Source organism: Nocardioides sp. (genome assembly GCF_035481145.1).
GTDB lineage: Bacteria > Actinomycetota > Actinomycetes > Propionibacteriales > Nocardioidaceae > Nocardioides.
In genome coordinates, this window is sequence record NZ_DATIHB010000084.1 from 13692 (window position 1) to 31777 (window position 18086).

Here is an 18086-nt window from a genome sequence, read left to right on the forward strand (position 1 = left end):
GGAGTGGGCGATCCGACAGCTCTCTCCAGACTTTTTTTCGGGAGGCGGAGTCGGTGGGCGCAGGTCAGCCGTAGGTGTCGCGCGGACCGCGTCCGTCACGGGCGCTCAGGCGGCCCTTCTTCCAGCTCGGCGCGGTCGGTCCTTCGATGTCGATGATCGTCACCGAGCCGTGGCCGATCTCCTCGTTGAGCCGGCGCACCAGGGTCGGCGCGAGCAGCTTCAGCTGGGTCGCCCACGCCGTCGAACCGGTGCGCACGGTCAGCCGTCCGTCGGCGAACGCCGTGGGCTCGCAGTGCTGCGCGACCTCCGCACCGACGATCTCGGGCCACCGCGCGAAGACCGCGTGCACCTTGAGGTCGAGCGCCCAGCCGTGGTCGGCGACAAGTCGGCCCAGCGTGGTGTCGAGCAGCTGCGGGTCGCGCTCGTCCGGGTGCGCGCCGGAGACCCGTGGCCCTTCCGTACGCCGGACCCGCTCCGCCGCCGAGCTCGTCCACTTCCGCTTGGCGCGCGGCGCGTTCTTCGCGGCACCCGCCATCGACCGCGCGATCGTCTTGGCGAGGTCCAGCCCCGTCGGATCGTGCTCGGCCGAGTCGGCCTGCCCGCCCGGTTCGCCCGGCCCGCCCGGCCCGCCCGATTCGGCCGCGGACTCGTCCTCAGGACTCACGCGTCACCACGCCCTCACCGACGGAGTACCGGGCGCCGGCCAGCGCCGCGGGGACGTCGTCGGCCACCGCTGCCGTGATCAGCACCTGCTCGGCGCCGGCCACCAGGTCCGCCAGCTGCTCACGTCGTCCGGAGTCGAGCTCGGCGAAGACGTCGTCCAGGATCAGGATCGGGTCGTCGCCCTCCGCGCGCAACAGGTCGTACGACGCGAGCTTGAGCGCGAGCGCGAAGGACCAGGACTCCCCGTGGCTGGCATAGCCCTTGACGGGCAGCCGCAGGTCACCGTTGCCGAGGGTCAGGAGGAGCTCGTCGCGGTGCGGGCCCACGAGTGAGACGCCGCGGTCGAGCTCGTCCTTGCGCCGGCGTTCGACCTCGTCGAGCAGTCGCGCCTCCAGCCAGGCGACCTCCATCAGCCCGGTATCGGCGGGGGCACCGTCCTCGGCCAGGCTCGGCAGCGACGCCTTGTAGGCGATGGCGGCATCCTCACGACCGGCCCCTCGCGCGACGGTCGCGTACGCCTTCCCGACGTACGGCGCGAGGTCGGCCACCAGCCGCAGCCTCGCGGCGAGCAGCTCCGCACCGACGCGGGCGAGGTGCTCGTCCCAGACCGAGAGCGTGGCGATCGCGCCTTCGCGGGAGGAGCCGCGCGCGAGGCCGGCAGTCTTCAACAGCGAGTTGCGCTGGCGCAGGACGCGGTCGTAGTCAGACCGGACGCCGGCGATGCGTGGGTGGCGGAGCACGAGGAGGTCGTCGAGGAACTTGCGCCGGTCGGACGGGTCGCCCTTGACCAGGGTGAGGTCATCGGGGGCGAAGACGACGGTGCGCACGAGGCCGAGGAGCTCGCGGGCCCGAGGCAGCTGCGAGCGGTTGATGCGAGCACGGTTGGACTTGCCGGGGTTGATCTCGATCTCCAGCGTGGCCGACCGGCCATCACGGACGACCGCGGCCCGGATGATCGCCTGGCTCGCACCGGCCCGCACCAGCGGTGCGTCGCTGGCCACCCGGTGCGACGAGAGCCGTGAGAGGTAGTCGATCGCCTCGACCAGATTGGTCTTGCCCTGACCGTTGCGCCCGATGAAGGCCACCGGACCGGGCTCCAGCGCGACGTCCAGGTCGGCGTACGACCGGAAGTCGTGCAGCGTCAGGTGCGAGACGTGCACTCAGCTCTCGCTGGGAGCATGCGCGGACCCCGCGCCCGCCTCTGCCGCGGCAGGCGCGACCTCGGGGCCACCCTTCTGCCCCTCGACGTCTCCGCCGGCGGGCGCCTCGGTCTTCATCGCGTGGCCACCGAACTGGTTGCGCATGGCGGCGATCGCCTTCATGGCCGGGCTGTCGTCCTGGCGCGAGACGAACCGGGCGAAGAGCGAGGCGGCGATGGCGGGGACCGGCACCGCGTTGTCGATCGCGGCCTCGACGGTCCAGCGACCCTCGCCGGAGTCCTCGGCATAGCCGGCGATGCTCTCCAGGCCAGGCTCGTCGTCGAGCGCCTGGACGAGGAGGTCGAGGAGCCACGAGCGGATGACCGTGCCCTCGCGCCACGAGCGGAAGACCTCGGTCACGTTGTCGACCAGGTCGACCTTCTCGAGCAGCTCCCAGCCCTCGGCGTACGACTGCATGAGGGCGTACTCGATGCCGTTGTGGACCATCTTGGAGAAGTGGCCGGCGCCGACCTTCCCGGCGTGGACCGCTCCGAACTCGCCTTCGGGCTTGAGCGCGTCGAACGCCGGCTGCACCTTCGCGATGTCCTCCGGCGCTCCGCCGTACATCAGGGCGTAGCCGTTCTCCAGGCCCCAGACGCCGCCGGAGACACCACAGTCGACGTAGCCGATCTTCTTCTCCGCAAGCGAAGCGGCGTTGGCGATGTCGTCGGTCCAGCGCGAGTTGCCGCCGTCGACGATGACGTCACCCGCGCCGAGCAGCTCCTTGAGCTCAGCGACGGTCGACCGCGTGGGCTCACCAGCGGGCACCATCACCCAGACGACCTTGGGGGTCGGCAGTGCCTCGACCAGCTCCTCGAGCGAGCCGACATCGGCGAGGTCGGGGTTGCGGTCGTAGCCCACGACGGTGTGGCCGGCGCGGCGGAGACGCTCGCGCATGTTGCCGCCCATCTTGCCGAGGCCGATGAGTCCGATGTCCATGGCTGGTTCCTCCGGGTGCTGGGTAGAGCCGTGCAGGGGTGCCGGAGCCACCGAGGTCGTCAGCGCCGCCGGCGACAGGTCAGGAGAGGAGGCGGCGCGGCATCAGCAGGTAGCGGAACCCGGCCGCACCCTCGGACCTGCCGCTGATGACCACCGGCTTGCTCGCCTGCGTGAAGGCGAGCTCGACGACCGGCTCCTCGATGGCGGTCAGGCCGTCGAGGAGGAAGGTCGGGTTGAAGCCGGTGGTGATGTCGTCGCCGGTGATCTCCGCAGCGAGTGCCTCACTCGCCTGGGCGTCCTCGCCGGAGCCGGCCTCGAGAGTGAGCACGCCGTCGGCGAACGCCATCTGGATCGCGGTGTTGCGCTCGGCCACGAGGGCAACGCGCTTGACCGACTCGATGAGCTGCGCCTTGTCGACGACCGCGACGGTCAGGTGCTCGTTGGGGAAGAGGCTGCGGACCTTCGGGAACTCGCCGTCGAGCAGGCGGGTCGTCGTACGCCGGGTGCCGCCGGCGACCTGGCCCTCGAAGCCGATGATGCCGTCGCCGGTGCCCGAGGCAGAGAGCGCGATCGCGATCTCGCTGCCGGCGGTGAGCGACTTGGCCGTGTCGGCCAGCACCTTGGCAGGGACCAGCGCGGCCGCGGACTCGTCGGGGGTGTGCGGGTGCCAGACCATCTCCCGGTGGGAGAGGCGGAAGCGGTCGGTGGCGAGCAGGTTGACCGACTCGCCCTCGATCTCGATGCGGACACCCGTGAGCACGGGCAGCATGTCGTCGCGGCCGGCTGCGGTTACCGCCTGGCTGACCGCCTGGGCGAAGGCGTCCGAGGAGACCGTGCCGGTCGCAGCGGGCATGTCGGGAAGGCTCGGGTAGTCGTCGACCGGCATCGTCTGCAGCGAGAAGCGCGCGGAGCCGCAGGTGAGCGTGACCCGGCTCCCGTCGAGCATCACGTCGACCGGCTTGGCCGGGAGGTTGCGGCAGATGTCGGAGAGGAGCCGACCGCTGACGAGCGCGGTGCCCTCGTCCGCGACCTCGGCGTTGAGCGTGGCTCGTGCCGAGGTCTCGTAGTCGAACGTCGAGAGGACCAGGCCCTCCTGGCCGGCCTCGATCAGCAGCCCGGCCAGGACCGGGACGCTCGGACGCACGGGCAGGGAACGCGCGGCCCAGGCAACAGCGTCAGCGAGGGCGTCGCGCTCGATGCGGAACTTCACGTCTCTTCTGCCTCCGTGCAGGGGGAATTGCAAGTCTGGACTGAGCATCCTGCCATGCGCACCGAGTGATCGGGAGGCCGCTACAGAACCTGTGGTTTGCCGGAGGACTCCGCAAGGGCGCCGAGGGAGGAGGTTCTCCCCAGCTAGCCGGCCGGATGTCGTTGCACGGTCGATGGGTGCTTGATAGGTCTCATCGTTGTCGTAGGTTCCGTGGAAACTGTGGATGACCGGTGTTCGTGCAGGTCAGGCCCTCTTCGCGTCTCCACAGGCCCTGTGCGTGGAGCAGGGACACACGGCTGTTGCCTGTGGTCTCGCGTCGGGCCTGTGCGTTGTTCCCACAGTTGTCCACAGATCACTCATTTGTGATTCGGACCTTGAACGACAGGAGTTCCACAGCCTGGAGGGCGGTGGAACTCCGTGTCATTCGCTCGGTCGAGCTGTCCGCGGAGCGGGACTCAACCGGCGCGGGTCTGCATCTTGATGCGGTTGGTCAGCTCGGAGACCTGGTTGAAGACCGCGCGGCGCTCGGCGAGCAGGTCCTTGATCTTGCGGTCGGCGTACATGACCGTCGTGTGGTCGCGTCCGCCGAACTCGCGCCCGATCTGGGGGAGCGACATGTTGGTCAGCTCGCGACAGAGGTACATCGCGATCTGGCGACCGGTCACGAGGTGCCGGCCGCGGCTCGGCCCGGTGAGCTCGTCGATGGTCACCCCGAAGTACGCCGCGGTCTGGGCGATGATCTGCGCCGCGGTGATGTCGGGCTCGCCGCCCTCGGGCATCAGGTCCTTGAGCACGATCTCGGCCAGGGTCATGTCGACCTCCTGGCGGTTGAGGTTGGCGAACGCCGTGACGCGGATCAGCGCTCCCTCGAGCTCGCGGATGTTGGTCTGCACCTTCGAGGCGATGAACTCGAGGACCTCCGGCGGGGCCGTGAGCCGGTCCATCGCGGCCTTCTTGCGGAGGATCGCGATGCGGGTCTCGAGGTCCGGCGCCTGGACGTCGGTGATCAGGCCCCACTCGAACCGGCTGCGGAGCCTGTCCTCGAGCGCCTCGAGGCGCTTGGGAGCACGGTCGGAGGTGAGGACGATCTGCTTGTTGGCGTTGTGGAGCGCGTTGAAGGTGTGGAAGAACTCCTCCTGCGTCTGCTCCTTGCCCTCGAGGAACTGGATGTCGTCGATGAGCAGGACGTCGATGTCGCGGTAGCGCTTCTGGAACTGGCCCTGCTTGCCGTTCTGGATCGAGTTGATGAAGTCGTTGGTGAACTCCTCGCTCGACACGTAGCGGACCTTCGCGCCGGTGTAGAGCGAGCGGACGTAGTGGCCGATGGCATGGAGCAGGTGCGTCTTGCCCAGCCCGGAGTCGCCGTAGATCATCAGCGGGTTGTACGCCTTGCCGGGCGCCTCGGCCACGGCCACGGCAGCCGCGTGGGGAAAGCGGTTGGAGGAGCCGATGACGAAGCTCTCGAAGACGTACTTCGGGTTGAGGCGCGTCTCCAGCGCACTGGGCGCTTCATTAGTCGACGTGTCGACATATCGATCAATCGACTGCGGTACGACAGGTGCCGGCTCGGGCTCCGCGGCATGCCGGCCCGGCGCGGAGACCTCGTCTGCGCTGATGCCGTGGTCCAGCTGAGGGTTGACCGTGACGGCGATCCGGATGTTGGTGCCGAAGGCCTCGGAGAGGGAGTCCTCCAGGCGGGTCCGCAGGCGGCCCTCGAGCTGCGTGCGGGTGAAGTCGTTGGGCACCGCGATGATCGCGGTCGTCTCGTGCAGGGTCACCGGCTCACTCGTGCTGAGCCACGCCCGCTGGTTGGGCTGGAGATCGCTGACGAGGTTGCGCCAGACGGCCGCCAGGTCAGGACTGGCCTGGGAGTTCTCCACTGTGCGTCGACCCTTCACCTCGTAGGACGACCGCCCCATACGGTCGTCTGCGTCACATGTTGCGCCCGATCGCCTGGGTGGCGCTTCGAACCGCGCTGCGTTCCACAACTTTATCCACAGGTTGTGGGGATTGCCCACGGGGTGTGGATGAAGCTGTCAGATGCACCTCCCGGACCCCGCGCCCGGGCGCTGTTTCTGCAGGTCAGAGCCGGTTTCCATGATCCACATGACCCACGTCACACGCACTCCGCCGACCGGCGTACGGCGCGTGTCCGCCCCCCGGCTAGGTCCCGAACGTAACCCGCAAAGGTGGGCACCAGCAAGGGTTCATCCACAGGTAGTGGCTTCGGTGGTTTGACCCCCCGTTCCGCCCTCCCGTACCGTTGCTCAGTCTGCCCGGTGTCGACCGGTGCCGCATGTCCACGACACACCCGCTCCTGTGGGTGTGCGCGTGGGTGGGCGGTGCCAGCCGAACTCAAGCTGCCTCTGCCGACACACCGGACGTGGACTATCCCTGGAATCAATTCCCCGCATCGGAGAAGCAGTCGTGAGCAAGCGCACCTACCAGCCGAACAACCGTCGCCGTCACAAGAAGCACGGTTTCCGTCTTCGCATGCGCACCCGCGCCGGCCGCGCCATCCTGTCCTCGCGCCGCGCCAAGGGTCGCAAGCAGATCGCCGTCTGAGCCCACTACGGGTCCGCATCGGTCCTGATCCGTCTTGCTGCCCCGGGAGCACCGGCTCGTCTCCGGTGATGACTTCCGGCAAGCGACGCGTCAAGGCCGTCGAGCCGGCACACGCACCCTGGTTGCCCATCTGTGGGTGGCTGACGGGGGCGGGTCGCCGGCTCGCGTCGGATTCGTGGTGAGCAAGGCGGTCGGCCCTGCTGTCACCCGCAACCGCGTGAAGCGCCGGCTGCGACACCTGGCCCGGGAACGACTGACGTCGCTCCCGGGCTCTGCTGTGCTCGTGGTCCGCGCGCTTCCGGTCGCAGCCGACGCGTCGTATGACGAGCTCGGCCGGGACCTCGACTCTGCGCTGGCGCGGCTGAGCCGATGAGGTACGTCCTGATCGGGTTCCTCAAGCTCTATCGGCTCGTCATCAGTCCGCTCTACGGCCAGGTCTGCCGCTACCACCCCAGCTGCTCGGCGTACGCACTCGAGGCTGTGCAACAGCACGGCAGCGCACGCGGCAGCTGGCTCGCACTGCGTCGTCTCGGTCGCTGCCACCCGTGGGCAGCCGGCGGTTACGACCCGGTGCCCCCCACTCGTTCTGCACCCTCCGCCCCCATTCAAGGAGCTTGAGTGTCCATCTTCGGTGCCATCGGCAGCTTCATCATGACGCCGCTGTACTACGCCATCTCGGTCGTGCTGACCGGTTTCCACAAGCTCTTCAGCACGTTCCTCCCCGAAGCGAGCGGCGCCGCCTGGGCGCTCTCGATCGTCGGCCTGACCATCACCATCCGTGCCGCGCTGATCCCGCTCTTCGTGAAGCAGATCAAGTCGTCGCGCAACATGCAGCTGCTGCAGCCCCAGGTGAAGGAGCTGCAGAAGAAGTACGGCCACGACCGGGAGAAGCTGACCCAGGAGACGATGAAGCTGTACAAGGAGGCGGGTACCAACCCGTTCGCCTCGTGCCTGCCCATCCTGCTCCAGATGCCGATCTTCCTGGCCCTCTTCCGCCTGCTCGACCTCGCGGCCAAGGAGGAGACCCGCGGTGTCCTGACGCACGAGCAGGCGCTCCAGTTCGCCCACGCCGAGCTCTTCGGCGTCCCGATCTCGGCGACGTTCATGAAGGCGGACGGCGTCCTCGGCGTGCAGATCATGGCGCTGGTCCTGGTCCTGGCGATGCTGGTGACGACCTTCTTCACGCAGCGCCAGCTGATGACCCAGAACATGCCGAAGTCGGCCCTCGAGGGCCCCTACGCGCAGCAGCAGAAGATCCTGCTGTATGTCCTCCCCGTGGTCTTCGCCGTCGGTGGCGTTGCGTTCCCGATCGGTGTCCTCATCTACTGGACCGTCTCGAACCTGTGGACCATGGGTCAGCAGTTCTACGTCATCCGCAACAACCCCGTCCCGGGTACGCCCGCGGCGGAGGCGAAGGCGAAGCGCGATGCACTCAAGGCCGCGCGCCACGGCGGTTCCGCGCCCACCACGACCGTGGTCGAGGAGCAGGCGCCCCAGGCCCCTGCCCCGACCCGTCAACAGCCGAAGAAGCAGACGCGCGAGCAGCGCAAGAAGAACCGCCCGCAGGGAGAGCAGAAGTGAGCGACGAGACCACGCCGGAGATCACCGTGACCGACACCGCCGCCCCCACCCGTCCCAGCCGCGTCGAGCGCCTCGAGAACGAGGGCGACATCGCTGCCGACTACCTCGAGGAACTGCTGGACATCGCCGACCTCGACGGCGACCTGGACATGGACGTCGAGGGTGACCGCGCTGCCGTCTCCATCGTCGGCGCTGACCTGAGCCAGCTCGTCGGCTCGAAGGGCGAGGTTCTGGAGGCGCTGCAGGAGCTGACTCGCCTTGCCGTCTACCGGGAGACCGGTGAGCGGTCGCGCCTGATGCTCGACATCAGCGGCTACCGCGCACAGCAGCGCGAGGAGCTCATCAAGGTGGCGGCGAAGGCGGTCGCCGAGGCGAAGGAGTCCGGCGCTCCGGTCTCGCTGAAGGCGATGTCCCCCTTCGAGCGCAAGGTCGTGCACGACGCAGTCGCAGCTGCCGGGCTCAACTCTGAGTCCGAAGGCGTCGAGCCGCGTCGCTACGTCGTCGTCCTGCCCGCCTGAGAGGCACAGATTCCGTGAACGACGTTTCACGTGAAACACCCCCCGCGCTTCCCGAGGTTCCGGCCTCGGCGCGGGGGGTCTTTTCATCTGACCGCCTTCCGCTGATCACGCGGTACGCCGAGTCGCTCGCCACCGATGGCGTGCTGAGGGGCCTCATCGGTCCGCGGGAGGTTCCGCGGCTGTGGGACCGCCATCTGCTCAACTGCGGTGCTCTGGGTGACCTGCTTCCCGAGGGCAGCACGGTGGCGGACATCGGAAGTGGGGCGGGGCTCCCGGGACTCGTCCTGGCCATCGCTCGTCCGGATCTCCACCTGACCCTGGTCGAACCGCTGTTGCGGCGTACGACCTATCTGCAGGAGGTGGTCGATGCTCTCGAGCTGCCGAACGTCGATGTGGTCCGGGGCAAGGCTGACGTCCTGCACGGGAAGAAGACGTTCGACGTCGTGACGTCACGTGCCGTCGCGCCTCTTGAGCGACTGCTCACCTGGTCCATGCCGCTGGTGGCACCGTCGGGGGCGCTGGTGGCGCTCAAGGGAAGCGCGATCGCCGAGGAGATCGTGGAGGCGCGGTCGGTGCTTCGGGCGTACGGCTGTGCCGAGCCGACGATCCTGCCTGTGGGCGAAGGCGTCATCCCCGACCCGACGCTCGCGGTCCGGGTTGTGTGGGCCGATCCGGCGCGTGCGAAGGTGGGTCTGCGCGTCGAGTCTGCCTCCGGTCCACGGAAGGCGAACGGTGCGGCGCAGCGGAAGCAACGTCGGCGCTGACGTTTCACGTGAAACGCCCCCGTGTCCGGATCGGATACGGGGGCGTTTGCGTTCGCTGCAGTCAACGGAGCGGCGCGTTGCTTCGGCCGGGTGGGACCCGGTCTCTACCGGCCCAGGGCACGGCGCGTGCAGAACTACTTCGGCGTGCAGTGCGACTCGCCACCACGAGGTGATGGTCGGTGCGTGCTCGTGGGCCGGGTGCGTGGCTGCACGGCGGGTAGAGGTTTCACGTGAAACGCATTCCGTGGTCGTGCCTGACCGATGGCCACCTTTCCCGGGCTGCCACCGAGTTGGTGACTGCGCTGTCGAAGTCATGCCGCTGCCGGTGCGCTCCGACCGACGCCAGGGACGGAGGTGCGCGGCGCGTCGGGCGCGTCTCCGTCGCCGCCGTAGCGGGCCGCGGATCCCGGTCATGGATGGCCCGAGCCGTCCTCCGCTCACGGCGCCCAGACGGGCCGACCACCCAGGCCGCCCCACGTAGGCCGAGCACCAGCCGGCTCTCGCCCACGTGATCCGCCCACGCAGGCCGCCCACGCAGGCCGCCATGCAAGCCGCCCATGCAGGCCACGCCCGCCGCACCCACGAGTGCCAGGGATCCGCTGCACCCGTGACTTCCCAGAGGCCCCGAGTGGTCGACGTCGTGCCTGTGTGCGGCGATCAGGCTCAGCACCGAGTGTGATCCTTGCCGGTCTCGCTGGTCGGGCGACATGTGGAGGGCAGGTGGCCGCGGGCGAGCAGGTGCCGGTAGTTTTGGCCTCTCGCGCCCGACCTTTTCGGAAGGTGCGCGACGCAGGACATCCCTTCGCGTCGGAGCGGGCGTCGGCGTGGTCCCCGCGGGTTTTCCACCGATGATCGGACCTTGCTGAGCGTGGCTATCCACAGGTTGGGGCAATTCATCCACAGGAAGAGGACCTCGTGGTTTCACGTGAAACGGGCCAGGGATTCGTCGTTCGGACCGCCGCAGACCTGGCTGATGCCGGGCCGACGTTCGCCGAAGAGACGACGCCGTTGGCGCGAGCGGCGGAGCACATCGTGCTCGCGCGGCAGGGCGCGATGGAGCGGCCGGCGATGGCCCGACCACAGCGCACTCGCGTGATGGTGGTGGCGAACCAGAAGGGCGGCGTCGGCAAGACCACGTCGACGGTCAACCTCGCTGCGGCTCTGGCCCAGCTCGGCCAGCGCGTCCTCGTGATCGACCTGGACCCGCAGGGCAACGCCTCGACCGCACTGAACATCGAGCACCGACGGGGTGTGCCGTCGACGTACGACCTCCTCGTCAACGAGGACAAGCTCGCGGATGTGATGCAGCCGTGCCCCGACCAGGGCGGCCTCTGGGTCGTTCCGGCGACCATCGACCTTGCAGGCGCGGAGATCGAGCTCGTCTCGATCGTCGCGCGCGAGAGCCGCCTGCAGAAGGCGATCATGGCGCACGAGTGGGTCGGCACTGCCGAGGAGGCTGGTGACGAGCGCTTCGACTACGTGCTGGTCGACTGCCCGCCCTCACTGGGGCTGCTCACCCTCAACGCGCTGGTCGCGGGCGAGGAGATGGTCATCCCGATCCAGGCGGAGTACTACGCGCTGGAGGGGCTCGGCATGCTGCTCGAGACAGTCGAGATGGTCAAGAAGCACCTGAACCAGCGGCTCGAGGTGTCGACGATCCTCCTGACGATGTACGACGCACGCACCCGGCTGGCGTCCAACGTCGCGGAGGAGGTGCGTGAGCACTTCGGCGACACGGTGCTGAAGACGTACATCCCCCGATCGGTGCGCGTGTCGGAGGCACCGTCGTACAGCCAGACCGTCATGACGTATGACCCGGGCTCGCCGGGTGCCCTTTCCTACCTCGAAGCCGCCCGTGAGATGGCGAAGAAGGGAGCGCAGCGATGAGCCAGCAGCAGCGACGAGGCCTGGGCCGCGGCCTGGGTGCCCTGATCCCGACAGCTCCTGCGGACGACGCCGTGGCCGGGGCGTCTGCGCTGACCACGGCAGCGCCGACTGGCACGCCGAACGGCACCGGGCCCGGCCTCCTCTCCGGTGCCCCGCTGCCGGCTGAGTCTGCCGCGACGCAGGGCTCCGTCCGCTCGGAGGAGAGCGCCCAGGGCAACGTGACGGCCTCTGCGGAGGCGCCGACGGCCCCGGCGGTTGCTGGGGGAGCGATCCCCACGGGGGCCTACTTCGCCGAACTGCCGATCAAGCAGATCGTGCCGAACCAGTGGCAGCCGCGGCAGGTCTTCGAGGAGGAGGCGCTGGCTGAGCTGGTCCACTCGATCCGCGAAATCGGCCTCCTCCAGCCGATCGTCGTCCGCAAGACCGGCGAGGACGCCTATGAGCTGATCATGGGTGAGCGTCGCTGGCGCGCGTCGCAGGAGGCTGGTCTCGACGCGATCCCCGCGATCGTCCGGCAGACCGAGGACGACGACATGCTCCGGGACGCCCTCCTGGAGAACCTCCACCGATCGCAGCTCAACCCGCTCGAGGAGGCAGCGGCCTACCGCCAGCTGCTCGATGACTTCGGCTGCACCCACGATGAGCTCGCCGGCCGCATCGGCCGGTCGCGCCCGCAGATCAGCAACACGCTGCGCCTGCTCAAGCTCTCGCCGGCTGTCCAGCGACGGGTCGCCGCAGGTGTGCTCTCCGCAGGCCACGCCCGCTCGTTGCTGGCGGTCGAGGACCCCGAGGTCCAGGACCGGCTGGCGCAGCGCGTGGTGGCCGAGGGCATCAGCGTGCGCGCCCTGGAGGAGATCGTCGCTGTGGGGGACCACGGTGCCCGCCCGCAGCGGACGCAGCGGGCAAAGCCGCATGCTCCCGGCCTGAGCGAGATCTCCGACCGGCTCAGCGATCGTCTCGAGACGCGCGTCAAGGTCGAGCTCGGCAAGGCCAAGGGGCGGATCACGGTGGAGTTCGCGACGCTCGAGGACCTGCGGCGGATCACCGAGATCATGGACCCGCGCAATCGGCACGACCGGGTGATCTGATCGAAGCCAGCGGGCAGCTGGCTCGCCGCCCGCGTTCAACGACGAGCGGCTTGGGGTCGCTTCGATGGCCTGCGGATCGCCCCGGTGCCCGAGCGTGCCCGAGCGGTGCCCGCTTCCGGTCTGGTCCCCAGCCAGGGATCACGGCGCGTGCCGGGAGTCGGCAAGACGATAAATGAATATGTCGATAAACAGACAGGCGCTCCGTTTCCCGTGAAACATCGGGACGGAGCGCTTCGTCGTACGCCGGGAAGAGTCATGACGGAGTTGCGGGCGACCGCCAGGCCAGGCGTCGACATGACGAAGGGCGGGAGGGAACCTTTCGGCTCCATCCCGCCCTTGGCGTCGAGGCAGATCAGCTGTCGTCGCGCGCGTCCACGAGGAAGTGGGTAGCAGCGCGCGGGCGAAGGTAGACCACGTAATAGGCGAGGGCGAGTGCGAGGAGGAAGCCGACAGAGACGACGTCGACCATGGCGGACTCGCGAAGGGCGTAGCCGACGCCGACGATCACAAGTATCGGGGCAACGGGCCAGAGCGGCATCTTCCATCCGGCGTGGGGCGTGCGGCGTACGAAGAGGGCGGCGACGGCGACGACCATGTAGACGGACGCCAGGATCACCGAGGTGATGCCGAGGAGCGCCTCGATGTCCATGAGCCAGGCCATCAGCGCGCCGGGCACACCCACGAGCAGCGTGGCGATGACGGGGGAGCCGAACCGCGGGTGCAGGGTGGAGAGCGCCTTGTTGACCGGCTCGGGCCAGGCCTTGTCGCGAGCGGTGGCGTAGACGACGCGGGAGTTCTGGATCACCATGACGATGACCGCGTTGAGGATGGCGACCGCGATGCCGACGCTGATGGCGGCGGAGGTGCGAGGACCGGCCCAGGCGGTGACGTACTCCGGGAAGGTGCCGGTTGCCAGGTCGTGCAGCGATCCGACGCCGAGGACGGTCGCGACCGTGGGGACTATGATGATGAGGGCACCCAGACCGAGCGAACCGAGGACGGCCCACTTCACGTTGCGGCGGGGCTCGACCATCTCCTCCGCGAGATAGGTGGCGGTGGTGAAGCCGGAGCAGGTGAAGATTGCGATGCCGAGACCCGAGAGCAGGATGCCCGCGGCGAACGGCGTGAGGCTGGTGCCGTCGCTGACCTGCGCGTCCCAGAGGGTCGAGATACCACGCTCTGCGTTGGCGAACCCGAGCCAGGCGACAGCAGCGGCCGCGATCGTCTCGACGAGCAGGAAGGCGCCCGTGACGTAGGCGTTGGCCTTGATGTCGAGCAGGCCCGTCGCGGTGGCGAGCAGCATCACGACCGCGCCAGTCAGCGCGCGGTCAAGGCCGATGATCGGAGCCAAGTAGTCAGCCGTGCCGAGGGCGATGACGGGCGGGATGACGATCAGCGTGGCTGAGGTGAGTGCGAACGTGAGCCAGCCGGCGGGCTTGCCGAGCGTGTGGGTGACCATGGCGTACTCGCCGCCGCTGCTCGGCGTACGGGTGCCGAGCTCCGAGTAGCAGATGCCGACGGCGACCGAGATGAAGAGGCCCACCAGGAGGGTGAGCACGACTCCCGACCCCTGGGAGGCGAGCAGCTCCGGCACGATGATGAAGAGGCTCGAGGCCGGCGTGACGCACGAGAGCGTCAGCAGGATCGCCGCCGTGAGCGTCAGGACCGGCTTCAGGCCGGGGCCGGTGGCATGGTCGTCGGACCCCGCCACGTCAGGGATGTCGGTGGGACCGGACAGCGTGGACATGTGCACCTCGGAAGACTGTGATTTGAACAACATACAAACTCTGATGCCCTGACTATGAACTGCGCCACCTACTAGGGTCAAGGGGTGCCCGAAGAAAAATCTCCTCGCCGCCACCGTCGGCTCGATCGTCCCCGCGAGCGCGTGCTCGAGATCGCGTGGGAGCTCCTGATCGAACGAGGTCTCGCGGACCTCACGCTCGCGGAGCTCGGCCGCCGCGTGGACACGAGTGCCGGACACCTCCTGTACTACTTCGGCAGCAAGGACGGTCTGCTCCTCGACGTCCTGCGCTGGAGCGAGGCGCAGCTGTGGGCGAAGTGGGAGGCGTCCCGCGCCGAGGAGGCGCCGTTCGCCGCGAGGTTCGACCTCTTCTGCCGGCAGTTCCTGCCGAACGGAGTCGGTGATCCCCGGTGGCTGGTCTGGATCGAGGTCTGGCCGCGCGTGCTGCGAGCCGAGGAGCTCCGCCGTCCCTACGAGGAGCTCGACGAGGTCTGGCGCGACGAGCTCACCCGCCTGCTCACCGATGCTGGCGCGGCGGATGCGGCCTCGCTGTCGCGACGGATCTGCGCCCTGCTCGACGGGCTCGCGATCGCGATCGCCCTCGGTGAGGAGGAGCTCAGCGTCGAGGCGGCACTCGCGCACGCTCGCGCTCTGCTCCCGGCCGAGCTGTACGCCGGAGCGCCTGCCTGACGCCTGCGACGGGGTCCGGGAGACGTGAGCGCACCCGAGAAATTCTCGCCGGGTGATCTTGCGGAGCCCTGTGACCTGGCCTACTTTTGAACCATGTTTGAATCACGTTCAAAGGTGGGCCAGTCCGCACGCTGGCAGATGCCGGCCGAGACCGCCCCCCACGCTGCGGCATGGATGGCCTGGCCCTCCGGGTCCTACACGCTGGGCGACACGGTGGAGGAGGCCGACGAGGCACGCTCGACCTGGGCCGCGGTCGCCAACGCGATCGTGGAGTTCGAGCCGGTGCACATGCTGGTCCCGGCGTCCGAGCGAGAGCAGGCGGCCCGCTTCTTGGACCCGCGCGTCACCGTTCACGAGCAGCCCCTCGACGATGCCTGGTATCGCGACATCGGACCGACGTTCGTGGTCGGCACCGAGGGCGGCACGGGCGGCGGCGGGCGCAGGCTCGGTGCTGTCAACTGGGTCTTCAACGGCTGGGGCCAGCAGGACTGGGCCACCTGGGAGTACGACGCCGTGGCCAGCCTGGTCGCGACCGAGGTGAGCGGTGCCGAGCGCATCGACTCGTCGCTGGTCAACGAGGGCGGCGGCATCCACACCGACGGTGCGGGCACGTTCCTGGTCACGGAGACGGTGCAGCTCGACCCCGGCCGCAACCCCGACTGGACGAAGGACGAAGTGGAGGCCGAGCTCGCCCGCACCGTGGGCGCCCGCAAGGTGATCTGGCTGCCGTGCGGCCTCACCCGTGACAGCGAGCGCTTCGGCACCCGCGGTCACGTCGACATCGTGGCGACGTTCGCCGATCGTGGCGTGGTCCTGGTCCACGACCAGCGGGACCCCGCGCACCCCGACCACGAGATCTCGCGCGAGCTGATCGAGCTCCTCGAGGCGGAGCAGGACGCCGACGGCAAGCCGTTGCGCGTCGTCCGGCTCCCCGCGCCCGCGGTCCTGCAGGACGAGGAGGGCTGGGTCGACTACAGCTACGTCAACCACTTCGTCTGCAACGGGGCGGTCATCGCCTGCTCGTTCGGCGACCCCGTCGATGAGGAGGCGCTCGCCGTCCTCGCCGATGCATACCCGGGCCGCCGGATCGTCCCGGTCGACGCGCGGCCGATCTTCGCGCGTGGTGGCGGCATCCACTGCATCACGCAGCAGCAGCCGGCGCTCTGACCGGCAGACCCGCCGGGCAGCAGAAGGCCGGGCCACCTCCTTCGAGGTGGCCCGGCCTTTCGTCGTACCGGAGGAGGGGCGTGCTTGTCGGGTGCCGGCCGCCCCCGGACGGCGTACAGGACGGGCGGTCCCGGGGTGCTGTGCGCGCTGGCTGGTCGCCGGGCAGGGCGTTGCTGTACGTCGTGCGAGGGCGCCAGTGCCAGCATGCCGAACGGCGGCCCGGAGAACCGGACCGCCGTTCGCGTGCGTCTGCTGCGTCAGTCGAGGGTCAGCCGACCGTGGCCTCCGCGCCGACCACGGGCGCGGTCAGCGAGGAGTAGGTGTCGGGGCGGCGCGTGCGCAGGAACGGGAAGAGGGTCAGCCAGTCGCCGCGCTGTCCGAGCGCGAGGTCAGCCACGAGAACGGCCTCCTCGTCGCGCGGCGCCTGGACGAGGATCCGGCCGTACGGGTCGCTGATGAACGACGAGCCGTAGAACTGGATCGCGCCCTCGTCGCCGGTGCGGTTGGGGACGACCATGAAGGTGCCGTTCGCGATGCCGTTGCCGACGATGACCTGCTGCCAGAGCGGCTGGGTGTCGAAGTCGGGGTGGTCGGGCTCGGAGCCGATCGCGGTCGGGTAGACGAGGATCTCCGCGCCGGCGAGGGAGTAGGCGCGCGCAACCTCCGGGAACCACTCGTCCCAGCAGGTCGGAAGGCCGAGCCCGACCTCGTCTAGGCAGGCTGGCCGGTGGACCGGGTAGGGCTCCTCGGCCGGACCACCGCGGAAGTAGGTGTCCTCGTAGTAGCCGGCGGTCACCGGGATGTGCAGCTTGTGAGTCTTGCCGACGAGCTCGCCCTCGGGGGAGATCAGGATCGCGGTGTTGTAGCCGAGGCCGTCTTCGGCGGGGGCGTACTCATAGAGGGAGGCGTGCACCGCGACCCCGTGGCGCTTCGCGGCCTCGGCGGCGAAGGTGAACGTCGGGCCGGTGAGCAGCTCCTCGGCCGAGTCGCCGGGCACGCCGGTGCCACGCTCGAACGCCGGGTAGCGCGACAGCGTGAGCTCGGGGAGGAAGACGACGCGCGCGCCGAGCCGGGCAGCCTCGCCGATCGCCTCGTCGAGGGAGCGCTTCAGCGCGTCGGCGTCCTCCTGCCAGGCGTGCTGCACGAGGGCGACACGGAGCGGCGTCGCGGTGTCGGGCGCGGTCGCTGCCAGGGAGACGGGCGGTGTCAGGGCGGTCTTGATGATCACGGGATCTACTCCAGGTTGTCGTGCGAGGAAGGGGATGAGGATCAGGCGGGGACGGTCGACGGCTCGGCCTCGGTGACCGCGTCCATCGACGGGGGCTTGCGGGTGAAGCCGCGGGTGAGGACCAGCAGGTAGACGAAGCCGACGCCGAGCCAGCTGAGGCCGACGGTGAAGGTCAGCGACGTGAGGCTGGTCCACAGCCAGGCGGTGACGCCGAAGCCGATGGCGGGCACGAGGCCGTGGCGCAGCAGGTCGGTGGCGCTGCGCTGGCGGCGGTCGATCAGGTAGTGCTTGATCACCGCGAGGTTGACCATCGAGAAGGCGACGAGCGCACCGAAGCTGATCATCGCGGCGGCGAGCTCGAGGCTGACGACGAGCGCGGAGAGCGAGAGCGCGCCGACGATGAGCACCGCGGGCACGGGCGTGTTGAAGCGGGGGCTGAGGCGGCCGAAGACCGAGCGCGGCAGGACGCCGTCGCGGCCCATCGCGAAGAGGATCCGCGCGACGCTGGCCTGCGAGGCCATGGCGGAGGCGAAGGCGCCGGCCACCGAGGCCGCGGTGAAGAACGAGACGAGGAAGGCTCCGCCGGCCCGTTCCATGACGTCGGTGGCGGCGGCGTCGACACTGCTGAACGCGGTGTAGTCGGGGAAGACCAGGTGGCTGACCAGGGCGAGGCCCACGAAGAGCACACCGCCGGTGAGCGTCACCAGCAGGATCGCCCGGGGGAGCGTCCGCTGTGCGTCGCGGGTCTCCTCCGACAGCGTCGAGATCGCGTCGAAGCCCAGGAACGACAGACACAGGATCGCCGCACCGGCCAGCAGCGTGGACAGGTCCTCATCTCCGAGG

General features: G+C 69.3%; 18 protein-coding genes. 10 read left to right on the forward strand and 8 right to left on the reverse strand.

Annotated elements, in window-relative coordinates:
* Positions 1–64: 64 nt before the first annotated feature.
* From VLF38_RS07325 to dnaA, 5 genes are all read right to left on the reverse strand, one after another.
* Positions 65–664, reverse strand: a complete 600-nt coding sequence (locus VLF38_RS07325) for a DUF721 domain-containing protein (protein ID WP_325270622.1) — start codon at positions 662–664, stop codon at positions 65–67.
* Complete coding sequence (recF, locus tag VLF38_RS07330; protein WP_325270623.1) at positions 654–1823, reverse strand: DNA replication/repair protein RecF; 1170 nt, start codon at positions 1821–1823, stop codon at positions 654–656. Before recF ends, VLF38_RS07325 begins: the two co-directional genes overlap by 11 nt.
* The gene (gnd, locus tag VLF38_RS07335) at positions 1824–2801 is read right to left on the reverse strand and encodes a phosphogluconate dehydrogenase (NAD(+)-dependent, decarboxylating) (RefSeq protein ID WP_325270624.1); all 978 of its coding nucleotides are present in this window, start codon (positions 2799–2801) and stop codon (positions 1824–1826) included. It abuts the gene before it with no gap.
* 79 nt (positions 2802–2880) lie between these two features.
* Positions 2881–4011, reverse strand: a complete 1131-nt coding sequence (dnaN, locus tag VLF38_RS07340; RefSeq protein ID WP_325270625.1) for a DNA polymerase III subunit beta — start codon at positions 4009–4011, stop codon at positions 2881–2883.
* 455 nt (positions 4012–4466) lie between these two features.
* The gene (gene dnaA / locus VLF38_RS07345) at positions 4467–5930 is read right to left on the reverse strand and encodes a chromosomal replication initiator protein DnaA (RefSeq protein ID WP_414689372.1); all 1464 of its coding nucleotides are present in this window, start codon (positions 5928–5930) and stop codon (positions 4467–4469) included.
* A 508-nt stretch (positions 5931–6438) separates the two neighbouring features.
* On the opposite strand from dnaA, the gene rpmH reads away from it, so the two are divergent.
* The 8 genes from rpmH to VLF38_RS07385 all read left to right on the forward strand — a co-directional run bounded on the left by rpmH (position 6439) and on the right by VLF38_RS07385 (position 12414).
* On the forward strand, positions 6439–6576 hold the full coding sequence (rpmH, locus tag VLF38_RS07350) for a 50S ribosomal protein L34 (RefSeq protein WP_107701122.1): 138 nt from the start codon (positions 6439–6441) through the stop codon (positions 6574–6576).
* 34 nt (positions 6577–6610) lie between these two features.
* Positions 6611–6949, forward strand: a complete 339-nt coding sequence (gene rnpA, locus VLF38_RS07355; RefSeq protein WP_325270627.1) for a ribonuclease P protein component — start codon at positions 6611–6613, stop codon at positions 6947–6949.
* Complete coding sequence (yidD, locus tag VLF38_RS07360; protein ID WP_325270628.1) at positions 6946–7194, forward strand: membrane protein insertion efficiency factor YidD; 249 nt, start codon at positions 6946–6948, stop codon at positions 7192–7194. The genes rnpA and yidD overlap by 4 nt, the downstream gene beginning before the upstream one ends.
* Before the next feature lie 33 nt (positions 7195–7227).
* Positions 7228–8157, forward strand: coding sequence for a membrane protein insertase YidC (yidC, locus tag VLF38_RS07365; protein ID WP_414689373.1), 930 nt, complete (start codon positions 7228–7230; stop codon positions 8155–8157).
* Positions 8158–8177: 20 nt separating this feature from the next.
* Positions 8178–8675 carry a protein jag gene (locus tag VLF38_RS07370; protein WP_325270638.1) on the forward strand — a complete coding sequence of 166 codons (498 nt, stop codon included), beginning with the start codon at positions 8178–8180 and terminating at the stop codon, positions 8673–8675.
* A gap of 14 nt (positions 8676–8689) precedes the next feature.
* On the forward strand, positions 8690–9439 hold the full coding sequence (gene rsmG / locus VLF38_RS07375; RefSeq protein ID WP_325270630.1) for a 16S rRNA (guanine(527)-N(7))-methyltransferase RsmG: 750 nt from the start codon (positions 8690–8692) through the stop codon (positions 9437–9439).
* A gap of 915 nt (positions 9440–10354) precedes the next feature.
* Positions 10355–11326, forward strand: a complete 972-nt coding sequence (locus VLF38_RS07380) for a ParA family protein (protein WP_325270631.1) — start codon at positions 10355–10357, stop codon at positions 11324–11326.
* The gene (locus VLF38_RS07385; protein WP_325270632.1) at positions 11323–12414 is read left to right on the forward strand and encodes a ParB/RepB/Spo0J family partition protein; all 1092 of its coding nucleotides are present in this window, start codon (positions 11323–11325) and stop codon (positions 12412–12414) included. The genes VLF38_RS07380 and VLF38_RS07385 overlap by 4 nt, the downstream gene beginning before the upstream one ends.
* A 352-nt stretch (positions 12415–12766) precedes the next feature.
* Here VLF38_RS07385 and VLF38_RS07390 read toward each other — a convergent pair whose 3' ends face one another.
* On the reverse strand, positions 12767–14161 hold the full coding sequence (locus VLF38_RS07390; RefSeq protein ID WP_325270633.1) for an APC family permease: 1395 nt from the start codon (positions 14159–14161) through the stop codon (positions 12767–12769).
* Positions 14162–14302: 141 nt separating this feature from the next.
* On the opposite strand from VLF38_RS07390, the gene VLF38_RS07395 reads away from it, so the two are divergent.
* Complete coding sequence (locus VLF38_RS07395; RefSeq protein WP_325270634.1) at positions 14303–14848, forward strand: TetR/AcrR family transcriptional regulator; 546 nt, start codon at positions 14303–14305, stop codon at positions 14846–14848.
* A gap of 93 nt (positions 14849–14941) precedes the next feature.
* Positions 14942–16015, forward strand: a complete 1074-nt coding sequence (locus VLF38_RS07400) for an agmatine deiminase family protein (protein ID WP_325270635.1) — start codon at positions 14942–14944, stop codon at positions 16013–16015.
* 268 nt (positions 16016–16283) lie between these two features.
* On the opposite strand, the gene VLF38_RS07405 is transcribed toward VLF38_RS07400, so the two are convergent.
* Entirely contained in the window at positions 16284–17243 is a 960-nt protein-coding gene (locus VLF38_RS07405) for a nitrilase-related carbon-nitrogen hydrolase (RefSeq protein WP_325270636.1), read from the reverse strand.
* A gap of 41 nt (positions 17244–17284) precedes the next feature.
* On the reverse strand, positions 17285–18086 hold an 802-nt coding region (locus VLF38_RS07410), incomplete at its 5' end, for an APC family permease (protein WP_325270637.1).

What these genes read in the sequence shown, in the direction of transcription:
- VLF38_RS07400 (WP_325270635.1), top strand. Translation starts at nt 14,942, where the DNA reads ATGTTTGAATCACGTTCAAAGGTGGGCCAGTCCGCACGCTGGCAGATG.
- gnd (WP_325270624.1), bottom strand. Translation starts at nt 2,801, where the DNA reads ATGGACATCGGACTCATCGGCCTCGGCAAGATGGGCGGCAACATGCGC.
- VLF38_RS07385 (WP_325270632.1), top strand. Translation starts at nt 11,323, where the DNA reads ATGAGCCAGCAGCAGCGACGAGGCCTGGGCCGCGGCCTGGGTGCCCTG.
- yidC (WP_414689373.1), top strand. Translation starts at nt 7,228, where the DNA reads ATGACGCCGCTGTACTACGCCATCTCGGTCGTGCTGACCGGTTTCCAC.
- VLF38_RS07390 (WP_325270633.1), bottom strand. Translation starts at nt 14,161, where the DNA reads ATGTCCACGCTGTCCGGTCCCACCGACATCCCTGACGTGGCGGGGTCC.
- dnaA (WP_414689372.1), bottom strand. Translation starts at nt 5,930, where the DNA reads ATGGGGCGGTCGTCCTACGAGGTGAAGGGTCGACGCACAGTGGAGAAC.
- yidD (WP_325270628.1), top strand. Translation starts at nt 6,946, where the DNA reads ATGAGGTACGTCCTGATCGGGTTCCTCAAGCTCTATCGGCTCGTCATC.